General features: G+C 49.6%; 23 protein-coding genes. 18 read left to right on the plus strand and 5 right to left on the minus strand.

Annotated elements, in window-relative coordinates:
* Positions 1–17 precede the first annotated feature (17 nt).
* The 4 genes from DNK57_RS01410 (at position 18) to DNK57_RS01425 (ending at position 3,761) form a co-directional block, all read left to right on the plus strand.
* The gene (locus DNK57_RS01410) at positions 18–374 is read left to right on the plus strand and encodes a hypothetical protein (RefSeq protein ID WP_192961273.1); all 357 of its coding nucleotides are present in this window, start codon (positions 18–20) and stop codon (positions 372–374) included.
* A 492-nt stretch (positions 375–866) separates the two neighbouring features.
* Positions 867–1,235 (plus strand): right-handed parallel beta-helix repeat-containing protein, encoded by a 369-nt coding sequence (locus DNK57_RS01415; RefSeq protein WP_192961274.1) that lies wholly within the window; start codon positions 867–869, stop codon positions 1,233–1,235.
* Between the two features lie 84 nt (positions 1,236–1,319).
* Positions 1,320–3,125, plus strand: coding sequence for a hypothetical protein (locus tag DNK57_RS01420; protein WP_192961275.1), 1,806 nt, complete (start codon positions 1,320–1,322; stop codon positions 3,123–3,125).
* A 120-nt stretch (positions 3,126–3,245) separates the two neighbouring features.
* The gene (locus tag DNK57_RS01425; protein WP_192961276.1) at positions 3,246–3,761 is read left to right on the plus strand and encodes a pseudomurein-binding repeat-containing protein; all 516 of its coding nucleotides are present in this window, start codon (positions 3,246–3,248) and stop codon (positions 3,759–3,761) included.
* Positions 3,762–3,823: 62 nt separating this feature from the next.
* On the opposite strand, the gene DNK57_RS01430 is transcribed toward DNK57_RS01425, so the two are convergent.
* The gene (locus DNK57_RS01430) at positions 3,824–4,360 is read right to left on the minus strand and encodes a hypothetical protein (protein WP_192961277.1); all 537 of its coding nucleotides are present in this window, start codon (positions 4,358–4,360) and stop codon (positions 3,824–3,826) included.
* 135 nt (positions 4,361–4,495) lie between these two features.
* Positions 4,496–5,542, minus strand: coding sequence for a M28 family metallopeptidase (locus DNK57_RS01435; RefSeq protein WP_192961278.1), 1,047 nt, complete (start codon positions 5,540–5,542; stop codon positions 4,496–4,498).
* A 427-nt stretch (positions 5,543–5,969) separates the two neighbouring features.
* Between DNK57_RS01435 and DNK57_RS01440 the strand changes: the two genes are divergently transcribed.
* From DNK57_RS01440 to DNK57_RS01450, 3 genes are all read left to right on the plus strand, one after another.
* Complete coding sequence (locus DNK57_RS01440) at positions 5,970–6,989, plus strand: DNA double-strand break repair nuclease NurA (protein ID WP_320056830.1); 1,020 nt, start codon at positions 5,970–5,972, stop codon at positions 6,987–6,989.
* A 27-nt stretch (positions 6,990–7,016) separates the two neighbouring features.
* Positions 7,017–8,447 (plus strand): ATP-binding protein, encoded by a 1,431-nt coding sequence (locus DNK57_RS01445; protein ID WP_320056842.1) that lies wholly within the window; start codon positions 7,017–7,019, stop codon positions 8,445–8,447.
* A 137-nt stretch (positions 8,448–8,584) separates the two neighbouring features.
* Complete coding sequence (locus tag DNK57_RS01450) at positions 8,585–9,010, plus strand: YkvA family protein (protein ID WP_192961284.1); 426 nt, start codon at positions 8,585–8,587, stop codon at positions 9,008–9,010.
* Here the strand turns inward: DNK57_RS01450 and DNK57_RS01455 are convergent, their stop codons facing one another.
* Complete coding sequence (locus DNK57_RS01455; RefSeq protein ID WP_226890936.1) at positions 9,011–11,029, minus strand: hypothetical protein; 2,019 nt, start codon at positions 11,027–11,029, stop codon at positions 9,011–9,013.
* Positions 11,030–11,222: 193 nt separating this feature from the next.
* On the opposite strand from DNK57_RS01455, the gene DNK57_RS01460 reads away from it, so the two are divergent.
* From DNK57_RS01460 to DNK57_RS09410, 7 genes are all read left to right on the plus strand, one after another.
* Complete coding sequence (locus DNK57_RS01460) at positions 11,223–11,936, plus strand: hypothetical protein (protein ID WP_192961286.1); 714 nt, start codon at positions 11,223–11,225, stop codon at positions 11,934–11,936.
* 10 nt (positions 11,937–11,946) lie between these two features.
* Entirely contained in the window at positions 11,947–13,182 is a 1,236-nt protein-coding gene (locus tag DNK57_RS01465; RefSeq protein WP_192961287.1) for a BREX system ATP-binding domain-containing protein, read from the plus strand.
* 19 nt (positions 13,183–13,201) lie between these two features.
* On the plus strand, positions 13,202–15,310 hold the full coding sequence (locus DNK57_RS01470) for a DEAD/DEAH box helicase (protein ID WP_192961288.1): 2,109 nt from the start codon (positions 13,202–13,204) through the stop codon (positions 15,308–15,310).
* A 92-nt stretch (positions 15,311–15,402) separates the two neighbouring features.
* Positions 15,403–15,843, plus strand: coding sequence for a MarR family transcriptional regulator (locus tag DNK57_RS01475; RefSeq protein ID WP_192961289.1), 441 nt, complete (start codon positions 15,403–15,405; stop codon positions 15,841–15,843).
* Complete coding sequence (locus tag DNK57_RS01480; protein WP_320056831.1) at positions 15,840–17,192, plus strand: MATE family efflux transporter; 1,353 nt, start codon at positions 15,840–15,842, stop codon at positions 17,190–17,192. The genes DNK57_RS01475 and DNK57_RS01480 overlap by 4 nt, the downstream gene beginning before the upstream one ends.
* Positions 17,193–17,795: 603 nt before the next feature.
* Positions 17,796–18,278, plus strand: coding sequence for a hypothetical protein (locus DNK57_RS09405; RefSeq protein ID WP_320056832.1), 483 nt, complete (start codon positions 17,796–17,798; stop codon positions 18,276–18,278).
* Positions 18,279–18,486: 208 nt separating this feature from the next.
* Positions 18,487–18,753, plus strand: a complete 267-nt coding sequence (locus tag DNK57_RS09410) for a hypothetical protein (RefSeq protein WP_320056833.1) — start codon at positions 18,487–18,489, stop codon at positions 18,751–18,753.
* Positions 18,754–18,861: 108 nt separating this feature from the next.
* Here DNK57_RS09410 and DNK57_RS08945 read toward each other — a convergent pair whose 3' ends face one another.
* Positions 18,862–19,494 carry a D-glucuronyl C5-epimerase family protein gene (locus DNK57_RS08945; protein ID WP_320056834.1) on the minus strand — a complete coding sequence of 211 codons (633 nt, stop codon included), beginning with the start codon at positions 19,492–19,494 and terminating at the stop codon, positions 18,862–18,864.
* Positions 19,401–19,988: a hypothetical protein gene (locus tag DNK57_RS08950; protein WP_226890937.1), complete on the minus strand. Its 588-nt coding sequence runs from the start codon at positions 19,986–19,988 to the stop codon at positions 19,401–19,403. The genes DNK57_RS08945 and DNK57_RS08950 overlap by 94 nt, the downstream gene beginning before the upstream one ends.
* 225 nt (positions 19,989–20,213) lie before the next feature.
* On the opposite strand from DNK57_RS08950, the gene DNK57_RS01495 reads away from it, so the two are divergent.
* The 4 genes from DNK57_RS01495 to DNK57_RS01510 are packed head-to-tail and all read left to right on the plus strand — an operon-like array spanning position 20,214 to position 23,645.
* Positions 20,214–20,897, plus strand: coding sequence for a glycosyltransferase family 2 protein (locus DNK57_RS01495; RefSeq protein WP_320056835.1), 684 nt, complete (start codon positions 20,214–20,216; stop codon positions 20,895–20,897).
* 41 nt (positions 20,898–20,938) lie between these two features.
* Positions 20,939–22,105: a glycosyltransferase family 4 protein gene (locus DNK57_RS01500; RefSeq protein WP_115892431.1), complete on the plus strand. Its 1,167-nt coding sequence runs from the start codon at positions 20,939–20,941 to the stop codon at positions 22,103–22,105.
* A 12-nt stretch (positions 22,106–22,117) separates the two neighbouring features.
* A complete protein-coding gene (locus DNK57_RS01505) occupies positions 22,118–23,251 on the plus strand; it encodes a glycosyltransferase family 4 protein (protein WP_192961291.1) in 1,134 nt (377 codons plus the stop codon).
* Positions 23,244–23,645, plus strand: coding sequence for a class I SAM-dependent methyltransferase (locus DNK57_RS01510; RefSeq protein WP_192961292.1), 402 nt, complete (start codon positions 23,244–23,246; stop codon positions 23,643–23,645). The genes DNK57_RS01505 and DNK57_RS01510 overlap by 8 nt, the downstream gene beginning before the upstream one ends.
* Positions 23,646–23,906: the final 261 nt, after the last annotated feature.

Here is a 23,906-nt window from a genome sequence, read left to right on the forward strand (position 1 = left end):
TATACGGGGTGATTTCTTTGTATAGGGGAGCAAAGGTTCTTCTTGTGTTATGTTTCATCATGGTGTGGGCACTGGCCTTTACGGCGGGGATACTCTTCGAAGATGTTCAACAAAAAGAGGATTCATCCACATCAGCCAGTAGCAGTACACTTAATAAGAAACCTGCCGCAAATTATTCTGTGGGTACGGTGGAAACAGACTCAGCCCGTCCACCGGGGGCTGCACCAGGCCATCGCATAAGAGGCCCGGTCTACTACTTATATGATGATGAAATCACCCATAGATGGGTGGCCTGGTACTATGATGAGGATGCAGGACAGTACTTTTCAGAATATGACGCCTGGGACCCCAATGCAAAGTGCTACCATGATTGATTAACCAGAGGATCCGCTGCAGAGGCCTGAGGTGAATTTTAGTTACAAGGATAATCCTGGAGAAAAACCTTCATCTGGATATAAAAATGGTTTATATGCAGACCACATGTTCGTAATAGTTCTCTATTACGAAGGTCACCCCATCGGGACACCGGTTCCATGATTTGACTGAACCTTCATATTGGTACATAGGGATCCAGATACTCTACGCCGAAGACGGGTCAGCCAATGCAGGGACCCGGGGGTGACCTGAGCAGCGGGTGGAGGGGATAATAAGGGAAACTCCCGGGGATGATCCTGGTTCAGGGTGAATTCATCAAATCTGAGCTTTAAGTCGAGTTCAGAGAAGTTAAGTAGAGGAATTTCCAGTATAGAATTAATTAATCATATTACAATCTCTGCACGCCATCATTTAAAAAGTTTTATTTTTGCCCATCGGAAACTGTTTACACTCACAGCCCAACAATGTGCAGAGATCATGGAGAAAAAATTATGAAAGGGCATCTATTTGCCATCACTGCCCTTGCAGTGGTCCTTATTCTCTCAGGGGCTGCCTCTGCAGCTGACATCTATGTCAACTCCACAGGTGGATCTGATGATAATGACGGGCTCTCATGGGCGGCTGCTAAGGCAACCATAAGGAACGCGACCCTGTCCGCCAGTTCAGGTGACAGCATATTCCTTGCAGACGGGGAATACACCGGCGACGATAACAGGGACATCACCATTGACCGTAACCTTTCCATAACCGGACAGTCAACCAATGGTACAGTGATAGACTGTGGGTTCCTCGGGAGGGCCTTCTACGTTGGAGATGTCAGTTTCACCCTCAGGAACATCACGGTTAAGCATGGGACTTGAAACTGGGGTGGTGTTATCCAAAACACCGGTAACCTGACTGTTGACGGATGCAGATTCATTGATAATAGGGGGCGCTATGGTGCTGTGATAACAAACTATGGCTCCTCAATGACATACCCCACTGTAACCATAAATAACAGTCACTTCGAGAACAACACAGCGAACGGAGGTACAAGTGGTGGTGCACTATACAATGATTTCTACGCCACCATGATTGTGGACTCCTGCACCTTCATCAACAACACGGCATTCAATATGGGTGGTGCAGTATACAGTTACTATGAGGGCAACCTCACGGTCATTAACAGCACCTTCCTGGGGAACAGCGCAGAAAACATTGGAGGGGCCATCCACAGTGAACATGGAAGTGCAGATATAATAAACTGCACATTTGCAGAGAATACTGCCTACAATGGAGGTGCAATTTTTAACTGGGCATCACTTCCGGGTTCAGGGATGAAGGTCATCTCTTCAACCTTCACATCAAACAGAGCAGGAAATTCAGGAGGGGCAATCTATAGCGCAGGTGATCTATCTGTTACAGATTCCACCTTCCATGATAGCAGTGCAGTTATATTCGGCGGTGCACTCTATCTATCAAAATACAGTGATGGTGACAGAGTAGAAATTGAGGCATCATCCTTCACATCAAGCAGTTCAAGGTACGGTGGAGCCATATACGCCCTCTCAACATCAGGTAACATGCCTGTTTCAGTTAACAGATGCAACCTGCAGGCTAACTCCGCATGGTACGGTGGAGGGGCAACCTTTTCAGGGGTTAACGCCACCGTCACCGGCTGCAACTTCACAGAGAACCTTGCATCAGAGCACGCCGGCGGTATAAGGAACGATTATGGTGAACTTAAAGTCAGGAACAGCACCTTCACAGGTAACAGGGCCCACTATGGTGCCGGCGGTATTGGGAGCCTCCAAGCATCACTGGCAGATATCAGTGGGTGCACCTTCACAGGTAACGTTGCAGAGACCTGGCATCTGGGATCAGCGGTCCTCAGCTACTTAACAGAAACCCGAATCAACTTCTGCAGGATAATCGACAACCCTGATGCTGACGTCTACTGTGAAGACGGTCAGACAGTCGATGCAAGGTACAACTGGTGGGGCTCCAATTCACCGGACTTCACAGAACTCACTGCAGGTGATGTTACATCCACACCATGGATCATCCTCACAGTCACCGCAGACCCATCCAGTGTCAGGACAGGGGGCACCTCACTCATCAGGGCCGACCTCCTGCATGACAGTGAGGGCGTTTTACACAGCACACCCGTACCCTGCACTGGTCCCGTGGACTTCCATTCCAGCGCTGGAAGCATAGATGATGCATCAATGGTCCTGGGATCCGCCACATCAACACTCAGGAACCTCAACACAGCAGGCACGGTGAGGGTATTCGCGGCTCTCGATAACCAGGTGGTCAGCACCACAGTCAATGTCACGGCGGCATCATCAGGCATAACACTCAAACAGCTTGCTGCAGCTGCAGCGTGGGTCAGGAACTACCATGCACGCCACAGGACCCTCCCATCAGGGGTCAGGGTGGGGGCAGTGAATTATTCCATGGCCCAGTTCCTGGACCTCCTTGTCCGTGGAACAGTACAGATCAGCAGCGGCAACCTGAACCCCCTCAAACCACGTGCCGTGGGTTACGGTGGCAGCACAGGCATCCACAGTAATGGCAGACTCTACAGGTCAGCCTATGTGAACCTTGCAGTGACCCTCAGGAACTTCATAAACACCAGTGGCAGGGCACCAAGGTACGCCTTAACCGGTTATGGTAGGGTAAGCTTTGTGAAGCTCGTATACTGTTACAGCAACATCATAGGGTTCTATGGAAGCAACGGCAGTCTACCACGCTATGTGTTAATATAAAATCCAATTAATTTTTTATTTTTTTCTGAAACCTTATCCTCTGAGTCCTGAGGGGAGGATAAAGGATTCCCATCATAAACTAGATATATCAATGGATACAGAACTATAATGGGGATCCATATGAGACACGCTTTAATTTTGATAGCCATAATATGTTCCACTGTGGCTCTCTCAGGGTGTACAGAAACAAGCAACACCCTATCTGAGAGTGCAGGTGTGCCGGTGGCCGAGGTGCCTGAAATAGCCCACAGGGTTTCAAGTGCCAGCGGGACCATAGATTCAATAGAATATAAGGGACTCAACCTTTCAATGAACCAGTGCCTCTACATATTCGGCAGGGCCATAGTCATGCTTGCGAGTAACGAAAAGGGTAACATACCTGTAAGGGAGTATGGCAACCCTGAGAGTCCTGATGGCAGGTTAAGCTCCGCAAAATTAACAAGGGCAGAGTACGTTGACATTGCTAACAGGACCTGCACCTGGATGGATAAGAATGGAAGGGTTCCGAATCATGTTGGAATAAGGCAGGAGGGGGCCAGGGACCTCTCACCTGATACAGTGCTCAGGTTATTTGTGAAGGTCCTTACAGAGTACAGGTCCACGGGTAAACTCCCTGAGACGGTTACGGTTCCATAGAAAAAAGGTTATAGGGGTAAACATTCTGAAAAGGAGAATCAGGTGCCGGGGTCTTGGAGGCTCTAGCCTCCGGCGGACCCCATCAGATTCTGGAAGAACTGGATTATACTGTTTATGAAATCCTGGATTGCTTCAAGTAACCCTCCCCGGGGTTCCGCAGTGGTCCCGTTACCCGTATATGTGAGGGGTTTACCTGCGGGTTTTTCAGTCTCCCCCTTTATATTTGCACTTATTATTTTCCCCTTCTCTGCATCAACATAGATGGTTCCAACCATGTTCCCTGAGCTGTCACGGACCCTCACAACCCAGGCATCTGCTATGTACCTGTATTTTCCGGTCCCCTCAAATGCATCCTCCTTATATTCGTTGAAGGGAATCCATTTAACCTCACCGGTTTTATTGACCCTCACCTTCGCCTTCCAGTCACTGTAGGCCGGGGTCATGGCCGTGTAGGGCAGGCCCCTTGAGTCCAGGTAGTCCTGTGCCAGTGCCGTTGCCTGCTCCCTCTCAATGAGGGGTCCGGAGTCGGCGTAGGCAGTACCAAGTAAAAATAGAACAGTTAATACTGATAGAAGTTTAGCAGCCTTCTTAAGGTACATCAAACACCCCCTTGGGTTAACCTATGTCGCGGGAACTATATAAATCCTCGTTTTTTTCCGTTAGAGTCGGTGAAAACTGCTTCTGTGTGTAATCCATGTCTCGTTCATGACCGCCTGCCTTGATAGAAAAATCATCTAATAGAGTAGAAAAAGGTCCTTTACCCTGTTGACAAGGAATATAGCTTCAACACTGCACTCCACCATGTCAGCCATGACATCCATGTGCCCCTTAAGTCCTTCCACCCCACCGGACTCCTCCACGAGGTTGCTGTAGGTGTCACGGTCTGAGAGGTAGCCGGGCATCTCAGTGATGGTGCTGTGGACACCCCCACTGGAGGGGTCCCTCATGGAGACCAGGAAGGTTGAGGGGACGCCTGCAACCGAGAATGGGAGGTAGACGTGACTTATTGGCTGCTCACCGGATGGTGTTGAGGCCGCCATGAAGTCAACCACACAAGCCCTGATGCCATGCAGCCGGGCGTTGAGGGCGATGAGGTCCACAAGGGGGCCGCTGTTATCTGAGTAGTAGTCCCTTCTGACGACGCAGGGGGTCCCTGTGCCCATGGCCTCCAGGCTGATAACTGCAATGATCCTGTCCACATCATCCTGCCTGTTAAGGATGTAATGCCTTGCACCCACCAGGTAGGGGAGATAGACGATCTGGTGGTAGGCATCAGGGGAGAGGGAGGTCCTTTTCGGGGTTACAAGGGGGAAGGTGAAGCCATCCTCCCCGGCACCGAAGGCTATGAGTTTAATGGTGTAGGGCGGCCTCCGGTCATGGTACCTCTCCGCGATTTCAAGGAGCAGTGCAAGTCCGGTCGCATCATCGCTGGCCCCTGCTGAGTAGTTCCCGCTCACAGGATCCATTGGAGTGTCCAGATCGGCGCAGATTATGATCTCATCCTCTGAATCACCCTCAATGGTGGCGATAACGTTGCATGACCTCCTCACCCCGGGTGAGGTTAATGAGTAGTACCCGAATTCCTCCACCTCCGTATCTATACCCAGGGTCCGGAAGCGGGAGGCGAGGTACTCTGCAGCCATCATCTCCCTTGCGGAACCGGCGGGTCTTGGACCTATATCCTCTGAGAGGTGCCTTATATCTCCCACCATATCCGCCGGGTGAACCGGCTGGATCCCGGAGAGAAGGATGATCATGATGATGAGGGGCTTCAACTCCATAGAACCACACTGATACTATGTTGTGGGGGGTAGTTAAAGTATGCCATCACCGGCCGCCAGGCCTTCAGTCGGATGGAAATTGTAGTTGGTTGAGGGGCTCCATGGGAATTTCAAGGTGATGATCCTTCTAATGACACCAGGGGGTATTATAATTTCCTGGGCGGTTATTCCTGACGCCCTGCGGAACCTTTCGATGTGTTTCCTTGTGGGTTGCCTTAACGAACCTTGTCCGTAGGGCAACCCCTGAGGAATCTTTCGATGTGTTTCCTTACAGTTTCATCCATGCCATGATTTCTGTATTTTATTTTTTAGTACCACTATGCTCTCCAGAAGGAACTTTCCTTGAGTGCCAGGATCAGCCCCTCTGATGATTGAGGGAATACCGGATGGTAAATGATAATAATGAATACATTCAAGATATCTACCGGTGTTTCATGTGCTGGGATCCCTCTATGAGGAAGCGGCCCTCAGGGGTGGGATGCTGAAATCTTCAGCAGAATCCAGGCTCCAGGAACTTCCCGATGTCAGTGAATACTGGATCAGGCATGAGTCCATGGATGACTCACTCTCAACTGCAGCAGCCGATGGTGGCTCGGGTTTTAAGGAATTTTCAGGCCTCATACTCACAGCCATCAACACCGCCGTGCTCTCAGACTCCGATGAGGTGGTTGAGGGGAGCTTCCTGGACATTCTTGGATGGCAGGCAGGTATAAGGGAGCGTGTGAGGAACCTCACAGCCATATGCGAATTCAAGAACAGCATAATCGCCATGGATGAGCTGCAGCCTGACCTCCTCATCATGGACGGCTCCCTCATAGGGACCATCCTGAGGCCCGTCAGGTATGATGGAGTCCTGGGTGATGATGTTAAGGGGTGGATAAGGCGTAACTGCCTGAGGGAGGTGGCAGCATCAATGGATGGGGTCTATGTACATTCAAGGTCCATGGAGGACACCATCAGGGACGCCCTAAGGTCTGAAAGACCCGTGGTTTACCTTGAGGGCATTGAGAGGATGGTGTCAATATGGAAGCTACTCAAGAAGACCAGGGACATGGTGGCGGTGTCTGAGAGGTCAACCATGTCAGACATATTCGGGGATATGTCTGATCTCTCTGTATTCAATACACTCACAGCTGGACCAGGCCACTCCGTCCCGGTTCACAGGGAACTATCAGGTCTCAAGGGTAAGTTCCCGGTCCTTGACGCCTTCTTCAGCGGCCTTGAATTCACGGTGTTCTACGCCAGGCTCGAGGAGAACGGCAGGGTCCTTAAATTTGAGGTACCGCGACGCCTGGGCACCGGTGAAATTGGTGAATACCTTGAGGGTCTCAGGGCATCATCGGCAGAGGGATACCCACACATCCTCAGGAGGGTGAAGGAGGATGTAAGGATAACAGCCACGGAGATGGATATCATCGCCGGGATGGTCCTTGAGGGGCTAATCTAAATTACTGGAGGTTCTGTCTTGGGATTCGTGGGAAGGTGCTATGGTGAGACATCACCCTGGAGGGTGAGCTTCGTCTCAAGGGAGATGCCAGGGGTTGGCGAGTACGTTGTGATGGAGTATGATGGGCGACGAGTACTGGGGATGATTGAGTCACTCCTGAGGGGCGTCCCGGGCGTCACAGAGGACCTCAATGACCCTGAGACGGTTGAGAGGATAATCAGGGTCACAGGGGGGAGGCAGTATGTCAGGGGCACTGTCAGGGTACTGGGTGATGTTGAAACCCTGGAGATACCCAGGGTGCCCCCGGGTCCAGGGACGGAGGTGAGGTCAGCCGACCCGGAGACCCTCGGGAGGATATTCGGGCGCGGAAACCTGACCCTCGGGAGGTTACTTACGGCCAGCGCACCCTTCACAGTTGACATCAACCGTATGGTCACAAGGCACCTGGCGGTCCTGGCAGTCACAGGGGCGGGTAAATCCAACACCGTGGCGGTCATAGTGGACGGACTCCTCAGGGCAGGCGGGACCGTCATAATCTTTGACATGCACTCAGAGTACGTCAACGCCAGGTTCACAGGTGGAAGGGTTAACAGAATAGGGGCATCCATAAACCCGGCCCACCTCTCACTCAGAGAGATTAAGAGGCTCAGCAACGTCAGGGATAACGCCTACGTCCAGGAGAGGTACCTTTCAAGGGCTCACAGGATGGTAAGGTCCGGGATGGAGGCCGGCAGCTCATCACCAGCTGAATTCTTCAGGAGGATGGATGAGAAACTGGATGAGCTTCTCTCAGAGAACAGCAGCGACAGGAGGAGCATAATCGATGTCCAGAACAAGCTGGAGCACATGCGTGAATCCTATGAGGAGATAATAGACATGGAGTCTGAGGGGATAATTGAGAGGCTCAGATTAAACCATGCCAATGTGATCGACCTCGGCTCAGTGGATGAGACAGGTTCAGATGTCATTGTGAGCCATGTGCTCCAGGAGGTCCTCCAGAGCAGGAAGGAGTATCTCAGGAATGGCACCGGCCTTGAGGCGCCGGTATTCATTGTCCTTGAGGAGGCCCACATACTCGCACCCTCTGACCGGCCAACCGAGTCAAGGTACTGGATAGGCAGGGTCGCCAGGGAGGGGAGGAAGTTCGGGGTCGGGTTATGCCTGGTGAGCCAGAGCCCCAAGTCCCTTGACCATGAGGCCCTCTCCCAGGCCAACAACATGATCATCATGCGCCTCATCGAACCCAACGACCAGCTGCACGTTCAGAGGGCCAGTGAGGCCCTCAGTGATGATCTGTTATCTCATCTTCCCTCACTGAACATCGGGGAGGCGGTTGTGGTCGGCCTCATGGCACCCTTACCGGCCATTGTGAGGATAGATGAATTTGAGGGTAAGCTCTCGGGCGGTGACCTTGACGTTGCAGGGATATGGAGTGGTATGCGGGTAAGGGATGAGTAGTTTGCTGCTGCATTCTTATTTGTAGTAGTATGGTGGTCCGTCCTCTGCAGGTTGAGGGGGTGAGTAGTTTGCTGCCGCATCCCCTCCAGAGTAAAGGATAAGTATCTTGATGTGTAAACTATCCTACAGTGGTATTCATGACAGAGTCAGATTTTAAGGATTTCTATGATGTGCTTGTTGAAAACCTTGAGTCATATAACGGGGAGTACGCATCCTTCATAGATTACGGGCCGAAGCTCTTCAAGTTGCTCACGGATTTTCTGGGCTATGAGCACCTTAAAAGCCAGCTCAAACTTAAGATTAGCGCCGCGATAGCCTACTACGTTGTCCCCATGGACATCATACCGGAGACAGTCTACGGTGCATATGGCTACATCGACGATATATTCATAACAGCATACGTTATAAGGATCCTGGCGGACGTTTACGGCTACGATTTACTCTCAGAGTACTGGCATGATAAGGATGACCTTGAGGAGGTCGTAGAGCTCTGCTATGAGAGGTCAAAGGATGTCCTGAGGGATAAAACCAGTGATGTTTTGAATTACGTTGGGTTGCTCTGATCAGCTATTCTCAGGGACCCTGTTCTCCCATTTCATATCTTCAAGGGCTCCGAGGACGCTTCCAAGGGATTGCCTCTCTACGCTGATTTCAATCAGAAGTTCGAAGCACTCCTCATCCCTGAGGATCATGCACTTCTTCATTGAGGGTATGAGGTCCCTCAGTTCATTCATGGTCTCAATCACAACGTTACCGCTCACAATACAGCTCATCATGAGGTTGAGGTTTTCACCGTCAGGGTTTATGTAGAGTATCTCCTTTCTCTGAACGCCGTTATCTCCAGACTCTTCTTTTAATGCTTCATTTCCTGCTTCTCTTAGAATTTCTGTTTCGAGGGTCTCTGTTGTGGGTTGTTCTGTTCCTGTGGTCTCCTGTGCTGTTATGGTTTCCTCCTCTGCTTCAATGTATCTGAGGTAGAGCTCCTCAACCTCGGGGTTGCCTTTGAGGATGAATCCATCAGGGGTTTCATCAAGGAGGTCGTGGTCCTGGAGGGTCCAGATATTGGCGCGGAGGAGATGAGGGTCATCAAAGGATTCCAGGAGGTCCTCCTCCTGGAAGGGTCCCTTCCCTGCGACTTTCCCGATGTCTTTGAATATCTCCCATGCGACTATTTTGTCATAGCATTCCCTGCACTCCTCCCGCTTCCCATCAGAGTTACTGTAGAACTCTGACTTCTTCATTGTCCTGCCACAGACCGGGCATGTCCTCATCATCTCAGACTCTGCTGGAAGTTCTCCCTCACCGTAGGTGTCATGGAAGGCCCTCAGTTCCTCGTCGGGTTTCAGCCTGTAGGTTTCAAGGGCAGGGTCCTTCTCAATGAGGTCAAAGTCCTGCAGAATCCAGATGTCAGCCATAACCCCGAACCTTTCATCCTCATTATCTATTATATCATCGACGGTGAATTCCACTCCCGGTTCAGCCAGCCTCCTTATCCTTAGGAGGGCGTCTGCGGCGCAGCACCTCCTTGAGCATTCCCGGCACCTGGGGGTTTCTCCATCCTTCAGCTGGAACTCTGCGACAGTTAGGGTCTCCCCACATATCGAGCATTCCAGCTCACCACGCTCAGGATCCTCCTCCACCTCCGGGGCCTCTGGCTCTGACCTGAACCTTTTTAGCTCAACATTCTCTATGATGAACCTCTGGAGCCTCTCATCCGGTCCCAGCTGGCACCTTCCTGATTCATGGTCATAGTCCAGGAGGTTGAACTCACTGAGTATCCAGGTCATGGCAATGAATCTCGTCCTGCTGGGATCATCCATGCCGGATGTGTATTCCTTCAGGTTGAACTCATCGCCGGGTTTAAAGATTCCCAGGATCTCCTCCAGGGACTCAAGGGCATAGAGGGTCCTTGAGCATTCCCTGCAGATCCCCTGGCACCTTTCGGTTTCTGTCTCAAGTTCCGCCATGCACCCATGGCATAGTTCAGAGTCGCTGCCAGGGTTCTGATCATCTTCCAGTTTAACGGGTTCACCCCCGATTTCAGGTTTATCCACTCCCAGGTAAGTGTAATAGTGTTCAGGAGTGTCTGCTTCTTCATTCGAATCTTTCCTGTCCCCGGTTTTTTCACCGGCTCTGTTTTCAGGCAGATCCCATGATTCCAGGGCGCCTTTTTCATCATCTTCAGCTGAAGGCGGCCCTTCTGTTCCAGGTTTCCTGAGGAGAGATTTAACCGCTGAGCTGAAACCCATGTTGAGTTCCATGAACTCTTCACATTTCCCGGCAAGGACGTATCTTCTGCCTTTGAGCCCCTTAAAGTCATGCCTTTTTATGAACCCCGACCTGAGGAGTTTCCAGAATAGTCCAGTTTCCAGGCCCTTTTCATTGAACTCCTTCAGGCTGAAGGGTTCCCCATCCTTCAGTGATTCTATGGCCCTTAAAATCAGGTATTTATCGTAGCATTCACTGCAGACACATATATCATCCACACTGCAGTTTTCACATGATGAATCAGAGGATTCACCGCCACATGAGAGACATATCAGTTCATGGGATTCTCTACGGCAGAGGACACAGTTATTCATACGGCATACTCCCCTCAATACAGTACAATTTAATGTTTTTCCATGTACTTAAATCATCCACATTTATAGGGCTATAAAAAAATTTATCTATAAATCCTCAGAGATCTTTAAATGTGTTTAATACCGAGGGGGTTTTCACATAAAACAGAAAAGACTGGTTCCCACCGGGAAGCCCGGATTCTGGCTTCACAGGGTGGATGATGATGTTCTTCAGGCCATATCAGAGAACCTTGTGATCGGGTCAGCTAAGAAGAGGGGGAAGCTCATAAACGAGATACGTGCCGGTGACAGGATATTCATTTTCAGGGCAATACCACTGAATGGCAGGAGGACACTCTCATTTGTCGCCTACACCATGGTGGATGAGGTCTACAGTTCCCCTGAGACCCTCTATGATTACTATGAGTCCCCAAGGAAGCTGAAACTCAGGGGGATAAAGTTCTTCAACCCACCATTACCACTCATAAAAATCAGGGACAAACTTGTTTCTGTTGAACCTAAAAAATGGTCATCCACACTCAAATCAGAGTACAGAAGAATAGATGAGCGTGACTTCAGGATCATACGCTCCCGGGCGAACTTCATAGACAGATTCCCTGCCTACCTTGAGGAGGTCTCCTTCAGCATGGACGAATTCCTCATCAACTCCATCATGGGCCTCCACAGCATACTCAGGAGGGCCGATGGCAGGAAGCAGATGGAGATAAGGTCCTTCATAAAACTCCTGGACGAATTCATCAGAACATACGGCATCAGTAAGTCCTATGAGGAGCTGGAGGAATTCTACTCCATAAACGCGTGGAGGACCGGAATCAAACACTACCCTTCAAGGGACCCCGAGAGGATAGTGACACTCTACAACAGCAGAGGGAATGGGAGAGACTTTGGACTGATATCCCTGGAATAGGAGGCTTAGTATGGATGCAGAGAGGATTATAAACGCCCTTAAAAATGGTAACGTCCCCCCGGATGGTGTGGGTGAGATATGCGTTGGTCGTGAGAGGGAGATTGAGGAGTTCGACAGCATACTGGAGAAGGTGAAGGATGGAGCTGCCATAACAAGGTTCCTCAATGGAGAGTTCGGGTCGGGGAAGTCATTCTTCCTGAAGTTACTCGAGGAGAGGGCTCTCTCAGATAACTTCGTCGTGGCGAAGGTAACCCTCAGCCGTGACGTCCCCTTCAACAAGTTTGAGGTGGTATACAGGAATATCGTGGCTTCACTCCGCTGCAAGACCGGTGTATCCCTTGAGCATATAATCGAAAAATGGATCACACAGCTCAGGATGATGTCCCTCAGGGAGACCACGGACCCCTACCAGCAGGAGAGGATTGTGATTGAGAACATCAGCAGTGACCTGAATGAGGTCCGGAAACATTCAACCACCTTCGCAGCTGCAATAGAGAACTACTACAAACTATCAGCTCGGGGTGACCAGGAGACAGCAAAGTACGCCATGGGCTGGCTCAGCGGAGAGAAGAACATACCCTTCACCATAAAGAGGCAGTTCGGGGTCAAGGGGGACATTGACAGGGAGAACGCCTTCAAGTACCTTGAGGCCCTATCATCCTTCCTCAGGGCACTGAAGTATTCGGGGCTGATAATACTCATCGACGAGGCAGAACACATAATGACCCTCCACACCAAGAAGCTGAGGGATATGGCCTACGATTACATGAGGTACATATACGATGAGTGCAGCATCGGAAGATTCCAGAACACCCTCTTCATATTCGCAGGCACACCCGAGTTCTTCGAGGACCCGAAGCTTGGAGTGCCATCCTACACAGCCCTCAATGAGAGGATAGAGGACGCCATCAAAACAGAGTTCAGGGACCTCAGAAAACCCATCATCAAACTTGACGGTTTCAGGAGGGAGAACCTCCAGGAGCTCTCCGAGAGGCTAATTTCAATGCACGAGGAGGTCTATGGATGGGAGGCCACACCTGTGAGGGAATCCCTCGACGGTATAATCTCAAGGCATGAGGCCAACGCCGAGCTGACAGGTTACATCTCCCCCAGGAACTTTGTCAAGTCCTTCATAAGTGTCCTGGATATTGTACACCAGAACCCTGAACTCAGGAGCGAGGCCGAAATCCTGGATCTCTTCGAGGAGAAGGAGATAGAGTTTGAGGAGGACGAGGACTGGGTCTAGATAGCAGGGGAGCGTTACCATGTCTGCAGAATCCCTGAACCCCCGCCTCAGACACTTCCTCGCAAACAGGCTCGGGTGGAGTGAACTGAGGGATGTGCAGAAATCTGCAATGGATAGGATAGGTGGGGGGGAGGACACCCTCATAGTGGCACCCACAGCTTCTGGTAAGACAGAGGCTGCCATTATTCCTGTATTCAACGCCATAATCAATGAGGGCCTTCCACCGGTGAGCATGCTCTATGTATCACCCCTCAAGGCCCTCATAAATGACATGCACAGCCGCCTTGAAGTGTGGGGCAACCACTTCAACCTGGAGGTCATGAAGTGGCACGGTGACGTGCCGGCGAACAGGAAGAGGAGTTTCACTGAGAATCCATCAGACATACTCCTCATAACACCCGAGTCCCTCGAGGTCATGATGATCAACAGGAGCCGGGCCGAGAAGGAGAGGATCTTCGGGAACCTCCGCTACATAATCGTTGATGAGATACACTACTTCATAGAGGCTGACAGGGGTGTTCAGCTGAACTCCCTCCTGGCAAGGATCGGGAGGTACACCAGGGTGAGGCCCCAGAGGATAGGTCTCTCCGCGACCGTAGGAAACCCCGAAGACGTTCTGAGGTGGATGAGCCCATCCGGAGCCGTCTTGAGGGATGATGCCGGCAGGAAGCTCCAGTACAGGATATTTGAGCTAAGTGACCATAAACTGATTGAGGTGCTGAGGAAGTTCACAGGTGGGAAGGTCCTCATATTTGTACCGTCACGCAGGGACGCCGAGAAGTACTACAACCTCATAAGGAAGTGTCTTGACGCAGACGTATTCATCCACCACTCATCCATCAGCAGGGACTCAAGGGAGGAGGCCGAGGAGAGGTTCAGGTCAGTATCAGCTGCCTTCATGGTTAGCACAAGCACCCTCGAACTTGGTATAGACGTGGGGGACATCGACGTGGTGATCCACATAAGGAGCCCCGCCAGTGTGAACAGCTTCCTCCAGAGGACCGGAAGGAGCGGTAGAAGGAGGGGCCTTCAGAGGACCATAATATTCCAGGAGAATGAGGCCCTGAAGGCCCTCTCGGTGGTCTCCCTGGCCCTCTCAGGGAGACTTGAAGACCTCAGGATACCTGTGAGGCCCCTTGACATATACTTCCACCAGATCCTCAGCTCGGTATTTGAACTTGATAGGCCCACTCCAGGGGAGGTATACAGGGGGCTTGGCAGGGCACACGTATTCTCTGATCTGGATGAGGACGACTTCAGGCATCTCATTGAATTCATGGTGGAGAACGACTTCCTCAGGGTCCACGGCCCCTACATCCACCATGGATTCAACTTCGAGAAGACCTTCGGTAAGATGAACTTCCTGGAGTTCTACACGGTCTTCCCACCCAACTACGAGTTCACAGTTAAACACCGCACAAAGGTCATAGGATCCCTTGACTCCTTCTTTGTCATAACCTACCTCAAGGTGGGAATGGGATTCATACTGGCGGGTGAGAAGTGGGGGGTGAAGGATATAGACCATGAAAGGTTCATCGTGAGGGTCAAACCCTGCGCAAGGGAGGCCGACATACCTGACTGGAGCAGTGGAGGCGCACCCACCACATTTGAGGTCGCAAGGCACGCCTACGATATAATCCTCGGGGACTTTGACAGGGGGCTCCTCGACTGGCTGGATGATGGATCAAGGGCCATGGTCCAGTCGTGCATGGAGATGGCCTCAGCTGAGGGTCTGGACCATGGCATGATCCCGGTGCGTATCGGGGAAAGGATAGAAATCAACACCTTCGCCGGGGAGAGGGTTAACGGCCTCATCTCCGATGTATTCAGCCTTGAGCACAGGGTCCATGGGATAAGGAACAGTGCCTTCACTTCATCCTTCAAGGCCAGACTTGATTACCATGACATTGAATCCACCCTCCGGGATATACCCGCCATCATCTCAGAGGAGGACTTCCCCCTCAGGTTACATGAAAGCCTGGACAGGTTTGTTAAGAACAAGTTCATAGAGCACCTCCCAGTGGACATGGCTGCACATATAAGGTACAGTCTCCTCTACAGGCCCGACGAGCTTCTCAGGCTCCTCAGGGATAATCGTCCTGTGGAGGCCAATGGTTTTAAACTCTAGGTCATGGTTTGAGTCGCACCCACCAGACATGAGGTTGCATCTGCAACAGTTGCAATGACAACATTTATACTGTTTTTCACCCAATGATCACCATGGACACAGATATACCACTCAAGGGACTCCTCTCAATAATCCTCAGGAGCCACAGGGTCTTCATAGGGAGGGAGCTGGGCCACCTGAACCTCACAGACGCCCAGGTGGCATGCCTACTCAGGGTACACAGGGAACCCGGGATAAAACAGGACGAACTGGCATCCTTCTTCCACGTGGACAAGGGCACCATAGCAAGGACCCTGAGGCGTCTCGAAGAGGGAGGATTCATTGAAAGAGAACAGGACCCGGAAAACAGGCGCAGGTACATCCTGGAGGTAACCAGGAGGGGCGAGGAAATCATCCCCCTCATACTGAAGGTTGAGGAGCGCTGGGAGGACCTCCTCTTCAGAGACTTCACAGAGGATGAGAGGAAACTCTTCAGGAAGATGTGCCGGAGACTGGCAGAGGAGGCAGTCAGGATGAGGGGTGAGTGGAGGTGAGCGAGGGAATCGAAATCATAAGGGGAGACCCCAGGAGGGCCCTCATCAAACTATCAGGGCCACTCATAGTTGCAATGCTCCTCACATCCATCTACAACCTCGTGGACGCGGTATGGGTGGCAGGCCTTGGAGGCGAGGCCCTCGCAGCCATAGGATTCGTTACACCCATCTACATGATCCTCGTGGGCCTCTCCAACGGCCTAGGCGCCGGGGCAGCATCATCGGTCTCAAGGTGCCTGGGTGCCGGTGATGAGGAGGGAATGAACAACAGCGCATCCCACACAATCATCATCACACTGGCGGTCTCAATAATCCTGACGGTGATAATCGAGATCCTCCTGAGGGACACCCTCATTGCACTGGGCGCCGCCGGGGCCCTCAAACCGGCGATGGAGTACGGTAGTGTGGTCTTTGCAGGTACCCTCTTCACCCTGTTCCCTGGGGCGGCCTACGGTATACTGAGGTCAGAGGGTGATGCCAGGAGGCCCATGTATGCCATGGGCCTATCCGCTGTCCTCAACATGGTCCTGGACCCAATCCTCATCTACACGGCGGGCTGGGGGATCGCAGGGGCGGCCTGGGCCACCGTGATATCACAGCTCCTTGTATCAGTCCTCATATTATTCTGGTTCCTCTCAGGGAGGACCTTCACCTCCATAGGCTTGAGCCACTTCAGGGCCGACCGGGGGGTCGCCTGGTCCATACTCTCAGTCACCATACCCGGAAGTGCAGAGTTCCTTGTCATGTCCCTGGTGACAGCCCTCCTCAACTGGATACTCACATCTGTCGCCGGGACCTCGGCGGTGGCTGTCTACTCCGCAGGGTGGAGGATAGTCATGCTCGCCATAGTACCCATTATATCAGTGGCAACAGCCCTTGTGAGTGTATCTGGCGTGGCATACGGGTCAAGGAACTTCAGGAACCTTGAGGTGGCCCACGGTTACTCAATAAGGCTTGGACTCCTGATAGCAGGGGCCACAGCGGCCCTCACATTCGTCCTGGCCCCATGGATTGCCTGGATATTCTCCTACTCCCAGGCATCCTCCCATCTGGCACCAAGGATCACCGACTTCCTGAGGGTCCTCTGCCTCTTCTACATCTTCTTGCCGCCGGGTATAATGTCAGGGTCAATCTTCCAGGGTTCAGGACGTGGCATGACCTCCCTGATGCTCTCGGTGATAAGGCAGGTCCTCCTGGTGGCTGTATTCGCCTACATCCTCGCTGTGATAATGGGTCTCGGAGAGGTGGGTGTCTGGTGGGGTGTCGTCGCCGGTGACATCGGGGGCAGCCTCGTGGCCTACACATGGGCCAGGCTCTTCATAGGTAGGCTCAGGCGGTATGGGGACTGATACCTCATGGGCCCAGCCGGAGGGTTCCCCTTCTGTTCAGGCTGCGGCACTGATCCTCCCTACATTCTGTATTCTTCACGTCTCCCGGGGGCACTGAATAACTGTTCTGAGTAGATTAATCTGAATCATTCAGTGAGGAGACTGGGGAGGTCCAGACTTTTAGAGATCTCAGTCATATGATAGAATTGGAGAATTTATGAGTCGATCCTTAGCTCAGGAGTACCTGACGCGAAAATCAGGGATATCCATGAAAGATAGGAATCCAGAAGATCAGCTGTTGTTGAAAGATCCGTTAAGAATCCTAGAGTGATGCCCACGTTGCATAATCCCATTAAATGGCCCGTTGGTTCACTCTATTTTATCTGAGGCTTATCTGCCTGTGAATTCTTCGAGTCTGTCTTCAAGCACAGTAAGCCATGAGATACTGAATGTATTTTAAGATGCGGGCTGGTAAGCTCTCCCGGTCACTTGAATACTATGCTTTAAACTTTATCAAATCATTCTCAGTATAGATCTCGGGCGCTGGCGGTTAGTACACTGGCAATAATCTCTTTATCATACATATCCAAATTTAAATACCTTTCACTCTGGGTAATCATATGCATGGTGGCTGGAGTTGCCCTTGGACACTTCATACCGGCCTTCCCCCAGTTCCTCAACAGGTTACAGTATGCCAGCGTCTCATTACCTGTAGCGGTCCTCATATGGCTCATGATATACCCCATGATGCTAAAAATAGACTTCTCAAGTATCCTGAGGGCCACCAGGAACCTGAAGGGCCTTACAGTCACCTGTGGCACCAACTGGCTCATAAAACCCTTCACCATGTACCTGATAGCATCCTTATTCTTCCTGGGTGTATTCAAACAGTTCATACCCCCGGACCCTGGAAGGGAGTATCTTGCAGGGGCGGTGCCACTGGACGCGGCTCCATGCACAGCCATGGTATTCGTGTGGAGCAGCCTCACAAGGGGTGACCCCGCCTACACCCTCGTCCAGGTGGCTGTAAACGACATCATACTCCTCTTTGCCTACGCACCGATAGTGGCCTTCCTCCTGGGGATAGGTAACATATCCGTGCCCTAAGATACAGTCTGTGGTCCTCTTCATTGTCATACCACTCACAGCGGGTTACCTGACAAGGAGGAGGCTCCTCAGGACGAGGGGGAGGAGTATTTCAGGGGCTTCCTCAGGAAGTTCGAGAACATAACGGTTATAGGACTGCTCCTGACCCTCATAATAATATTCTCATTCCAGGGCGCTGTTATAATCGATAACCCCCTCCACATAGGCTGTGCCCAATCATCATACAGACGTTCCTCATCTCACCCTGGCATACCTCTGGGCGAGGGCATGGAGGCTGAGGCACGATGTCGCCGCACCCGCAGCCATGATCGGGGCCAGCAACTTCTTTGAACTGGCAGTGGCAGTAGCCATATCACTATTCGGCCTGGAATCAGGGGCGGCCCTTGCAACGGTTGTGGGCGTCCTTGTGGAGGTCCCTGTGATGCTAACCCTTGTGAGGATAGCCAACGCCACACGGGGATACTTCCCTGAATGATATTAATTTTTTAGGGGAAGCCTGCATGTTCTCTGGTGGGTGGATACCCATCATATTCAGGTTCTTTCTTTTTAGATTCTCTCTGGTCGAAGCCCCCTCCATGTGATTTCACCTCACCGCAATCCTTCTGCAGTGGCTGTCACCGGTTGCCCTCCAGAGGCTCCTTGCAGGCTGGAGCCTGTGGTATGATACACTGGCAGGCCAGGCCGGCCTGTAGGAGCCCCCATCCACGGCATAGTAGGTCCACCGTCCACTGTCGAACCTGCGGTGCATCGCCCTGAAGGTTGAAACACCATCCCTGAAGAGGAGGAGGGCCCATGGATTACCGGTGCAGGTGTAGGCCCTCTGGAAGCCGAGGGTGCAGATGAGGTGGGCGTTGAGTATGTAGTGCTGCCTCATGAAGTTGTAGTGCAGGTAGAAGTTTCCGTACTTCGTTGATTTAACAAGGCCCGCTGGTGCCCTGAAACTGTTTATGAGTGCATCTGAGATTTCAAGGTATTCACGGTTACCTGTGAGCCTGTATGCCCGGGCGTAGTGGCCTGCCAGGTTTCCCTGGGCGAAGCTGTCAAGCCACCCTGTCCCTGATCCACAGTAGTCAAAGTACATGGGGAAGACAGCGTACCTCATATCCCTACAGGTCCTGAAGCTCACCATGAGCTTCTGCTCATCCAGGATCTCCAGGAACATGCTCTCATTGACTGCACCTGCAAGGTTCGATGTGAGGACCGGTAGATGTTCCACCCCCTGTACTTGTAGTAACTGAAGGGGAGGCTGCTCCTGTACTCTGAGGGGAAGTTCCTGTAATATGATGACCTGTTCCCGAATACGATGGCGACGTAACTCTTTGATGGCGACAGGCTCCGTGAATAGTAGGCGTTGTTGGCCTGTATCGTCTTTATCTCGATGATCTTCTCATAGCTGGTGAGGGGTCTCCTGGATTTGATCCTCTGGAATACACCCACAGCGTAGCCGGCATCGACGCAGGAAACATGGTAGCGCCTGTCACCGGTACGCTTGTAGCTTGCATAGAGGCTGCTGCGGATCTCACGGTTCTTACTGAGGGCCTCTGAGAGGAGTTCGCTGTAATTATAGAGGTAGTATGACATGTTGAGGTGGTTTTCAATGGGCACCGATGCATTCTGGCTGCTGTTCTCCAGTAGCTGGGTGCTGTTTACTCCTGCTGGGTCATCCGCATATGCCGGTGATGTGAGGATAACTGCAAGTATCAGCAGCAAGTGGATTCCTTTTCATATCTCACACTATGTTCGGTCGTCCTAATATTATTCATAGATTCTGTACTACACATGATTTGCATGTGTCATGGGAGATCAATGGAATTTTAAGATTTGGGGTTTATTACATAGGTCTGATGTTCTTATGTAACGGATACTTATTTAAGGGACTCAATAGAAGATAAGATTAGGATACACGGTTTTAACGTTTATAACGTTCTCTGTGAGGTGTTTTCCATTAAGGATGTCACATTCCTGATTCCAGCTTATAATGAGGAAAAATCAATAGGCCCCCTTATTGACAGGATAAGGATGCTTTATCCTGATTCAGAGATCATTGTTGTTGATAATAATTCCACTGATCGTACTGCTGAGATTGCGGCTTCCCGTGGAGTTAGGGTAGTCTTTGAGGGAAGGCAGGGAAAGGCAAATGCCATGCTCACAGGCTTCCGCAGTACTGAAACAGAATATGCTATCATGATGGATGCAGATCTGACCTATCTACCTGATGATTCAGAGACCCTCATCAATGTCCTCAGGGAGAGCTCTGCAGATGCTGTCCTCGGCTCCAGGTTGAGGGGTGAGAAGGAGGACGGCGCCATATCCCTCCTGAATACGATCGGAAATCATATACTGAGCTTAACAGCATCCATCCTCTATCAACCCGTAAGCGATGTGTGCAGTGGACACTGGGCCTTCAGCAGACGGGCCATGGATCATATCCTTGAATCGGGTCTGAGGTATTCCGGGTTTGAACTCGAGGCTGAGATGTTCTCGAAGCTGGCAAGGTCGGGCCTTAAGATAGTTGAGGTTCCCATAACCTACAGGAAGAGGTCTGATGAACCCAAACTCTCCTCCCTCACTGATGGCTTCAAAATATTCCGGACACTTGTAATTGAAAGGTTACGTTAATGAGGGACTTATAAAAAGGTTATGTGGAGGGGATTGTAGGAATGAATGTTCTGATTTTATCTCATCATTTTTATCCTTTCATAGGAGGGCTGGAAGAAGTTGCATTCCAGCAAGCAAGGCATCTTGCTATGAATGGTCATGATGTGAATGTCATAACGAGTAACATAAGTAATGAACTGGAGGAGTTGCCAAAGGAAGAAGAGATTGATGGTGTGAAAATTTACAGGATATCAGCCATGAATTTTCTCTACAAAAATTTTGACATCCCACAACCAGTTTTTAATATATTTGAACTTAGAAATAAATTGAATAATTTGATTAAAACTGCAGACGTAGTTCACATCCATGATAGACATTACATGACGTCATTCATGGGATCTTTAATGGCTAAAAAGCACAAAAAGCCAGTTGTTCTTACATTGCATACTCCTCGGGTTAAATATGGTAATAAATTATACAATTTTCTTTTCCAATTAAATGAAATGATTTCATCTTACTCAATCAAAAAGGCCGACGCAATTTTATCACTAGGTAGTGAGGTGCATGATTATATACTTGAACGATTTGGGCGTGAATCAGAGATAGTATGGAACGGCGTTGATATAGATACATTTTCACCCGTCAGTGAATATGAAAAAATCAAATTAAGGGCTGACATGAAACTCCCTGAGGAAAAGTTTATAGCACTATTTGTGGGGAGATTGACATTCAAAAAAGGTGCTGATCTCCTTGTAGAAGTGGCTAAAAATTTGAGGGATCATGAGGATGTAGAGATAATAGTTGTAGGGGACGGGCCGAGAAGAAAACTAATCGAAAAAAATATTAAAAACAATGACATTAATAATATAAAATTAATTGGTAATGTGGTTGATAAAAGGATTTTGAGTAAATTCTATCGGTCTGCGGATATCTTATTGTTTACATCAAGGGGTGGCGAAGCGGCGGCGCCTCTCGTCCTTTTGGAGGCAATGGCCTCAAGCCTCCCTATTGTTGCACTTAGAACGGGACCATACGCTGATCTAATTTCAAAGGGTAAAGGGTATGCTGTATCCACAATTAATGAAATGTCAGATAAAATTATTTATTTATCTGGTGAAGCTGATTTGATGAATGAACTTTCTCTGAAGTGCAGAAAATATGCTGAAAAGTATAGCTGGTCCAAAAATGTGGATGAACTACTTGAAATTTATTCAAATCTCACAAAATAAAGGAGAATTAAAATGAATATAATGATTGTCACACCCTATTTTTATCCGAGGAGGGGTGGCGCTGAAAATTATGCTTACAATATTGCAAAAATATTGAGTGAAAGAGGTCATGATATAACAATTTTTACATCGGGTGAGGTTAACTCTGAAGAAAACATTGCAGGTTTGGATATTATAAGACTTAAACCCAATTTTAGGATATCTAACACTCCAGTAAGATACAACATTATATCAAAAATTTCCAGGATAATCAGGGAAAGGAACATTGATATTGTGAATGCCCATACTCCTGTACCTTTCTACGCAGACATGGCTGCACTGGCATCTAAAATGAGTCACAGGCCATTTGTATTAACATATCATAATGATCCCCTGAAATTTTCATCCTATTTAAAATTATTATCTGTGATTTACAGCAAGACACTTCTTCGGTTGACTCTCAAACTTTCCAGTAGGATCATAACACCATCCCCCTATGTTTACAACGAATCATCATTCACAGAGGATTATCATGAAAAGATGACATGGATACCCCCCGCTGTAGATATTGAAACTTACTCTCCTCGCGATGAGGATTCTATCCTGAAAAAAATACTCTTTGTAGGTGCAATGAATAGGGGACATGACCATAAAGGAGTTGACGTTCTTCTAAGGGCATTTAAGCAAGTTTCTGAAACTTATAAAGACGTGCGTCTTGTACTTGTAGGTACGGGGGACATGGTCACCCACTACCAGGGAATGGCCAGGGAACTTGAAATATCAGAAATTGTTACATTCAAAGGATCTGTGGATGAAAAAACACTCATAGATATCTATAGGGACTCATATGCCCTTGTACTTCCAACCAAAACCATTGCAGAAGGTTTTGGGATGGTCCTAATTGAGGCCAATGCATGTGGCAAACCAGTTATAGGTTCAAGGATTGGCGGAATAAAGTATGTTATAAAGGATGGTGAAACCGGGCTTCTCGTGCCACCAGGAGATCCCGGTGCACTTGCAGATGCGATCATGAAGTTATTAGAGGATGAGGAGCTCGCCAAGAAAATGGGCTCAAAAGGCAGGAAAATGGTGGAAAAAAATTATACATGGGATAAGGCTGCCAAGATGACGGAAAGGATCTATAGAGAGGTTGTTTTCGATGGATGAAATAGAGAAAGAGAAGAGATGGTGGGAAGAGCATATAGATGATGAAAGTGAATTGAAAAAGCCATGTAGAAGTTATTATGAGTATTCGAGGTGGAGGAAAACATTTGGACTTATAATAGATCATTATGACTTCGATGAAAAGAGAGTATTCGTTGGTGGTTGTGGAAGCGGAATTTTCGAAAAACAGGTCAACAGAGTTTCCAAGCCTAAAATGATGGTAGGATTAGATTTGTCTGATAAGATGATAAAACTTGCAAGGATACGTAATAAGAATCTTGAGAATGTAAGATTTATTCAAGGCAACTTAGAAGGGACGAGACTGCCTTCCAATTATTTTGACGTGGCGGTTATCATCGACGCCCTTCATCATGTCCCAATCCCACAAAGGCATTGAAGGAAATGAAACGCGTTTCAAGAGATCTTATTTTATCAGAACCTAACGCATTAAATCCTATAAGGAGAATAAATGAGCTCAAATTCAAAAATGAAGATGTGAAAGAATCAAGTTTCATTAAATGGGAATTAAAGAAAATACTCCAAGAATTGGATTATAAAAAAAATAACTTGTTACAATTACAATTTTATCCCAAAATTCATCCCAGAAAAAAGTATAAAATTTTTTGAAAGGATAGAAAATAAACTAGAGAAATTCCCT

Source organism: Methanothermobacter thermautotrophicus, assembly GCF_014889545.1.
GTDB lineage: Archaea > Methanobacteriota > Methanobacteria > Methanobacteriales > Methanothermobacteraceae > Methanothermobacter > Methanothermobacter thermautotrophicus_A.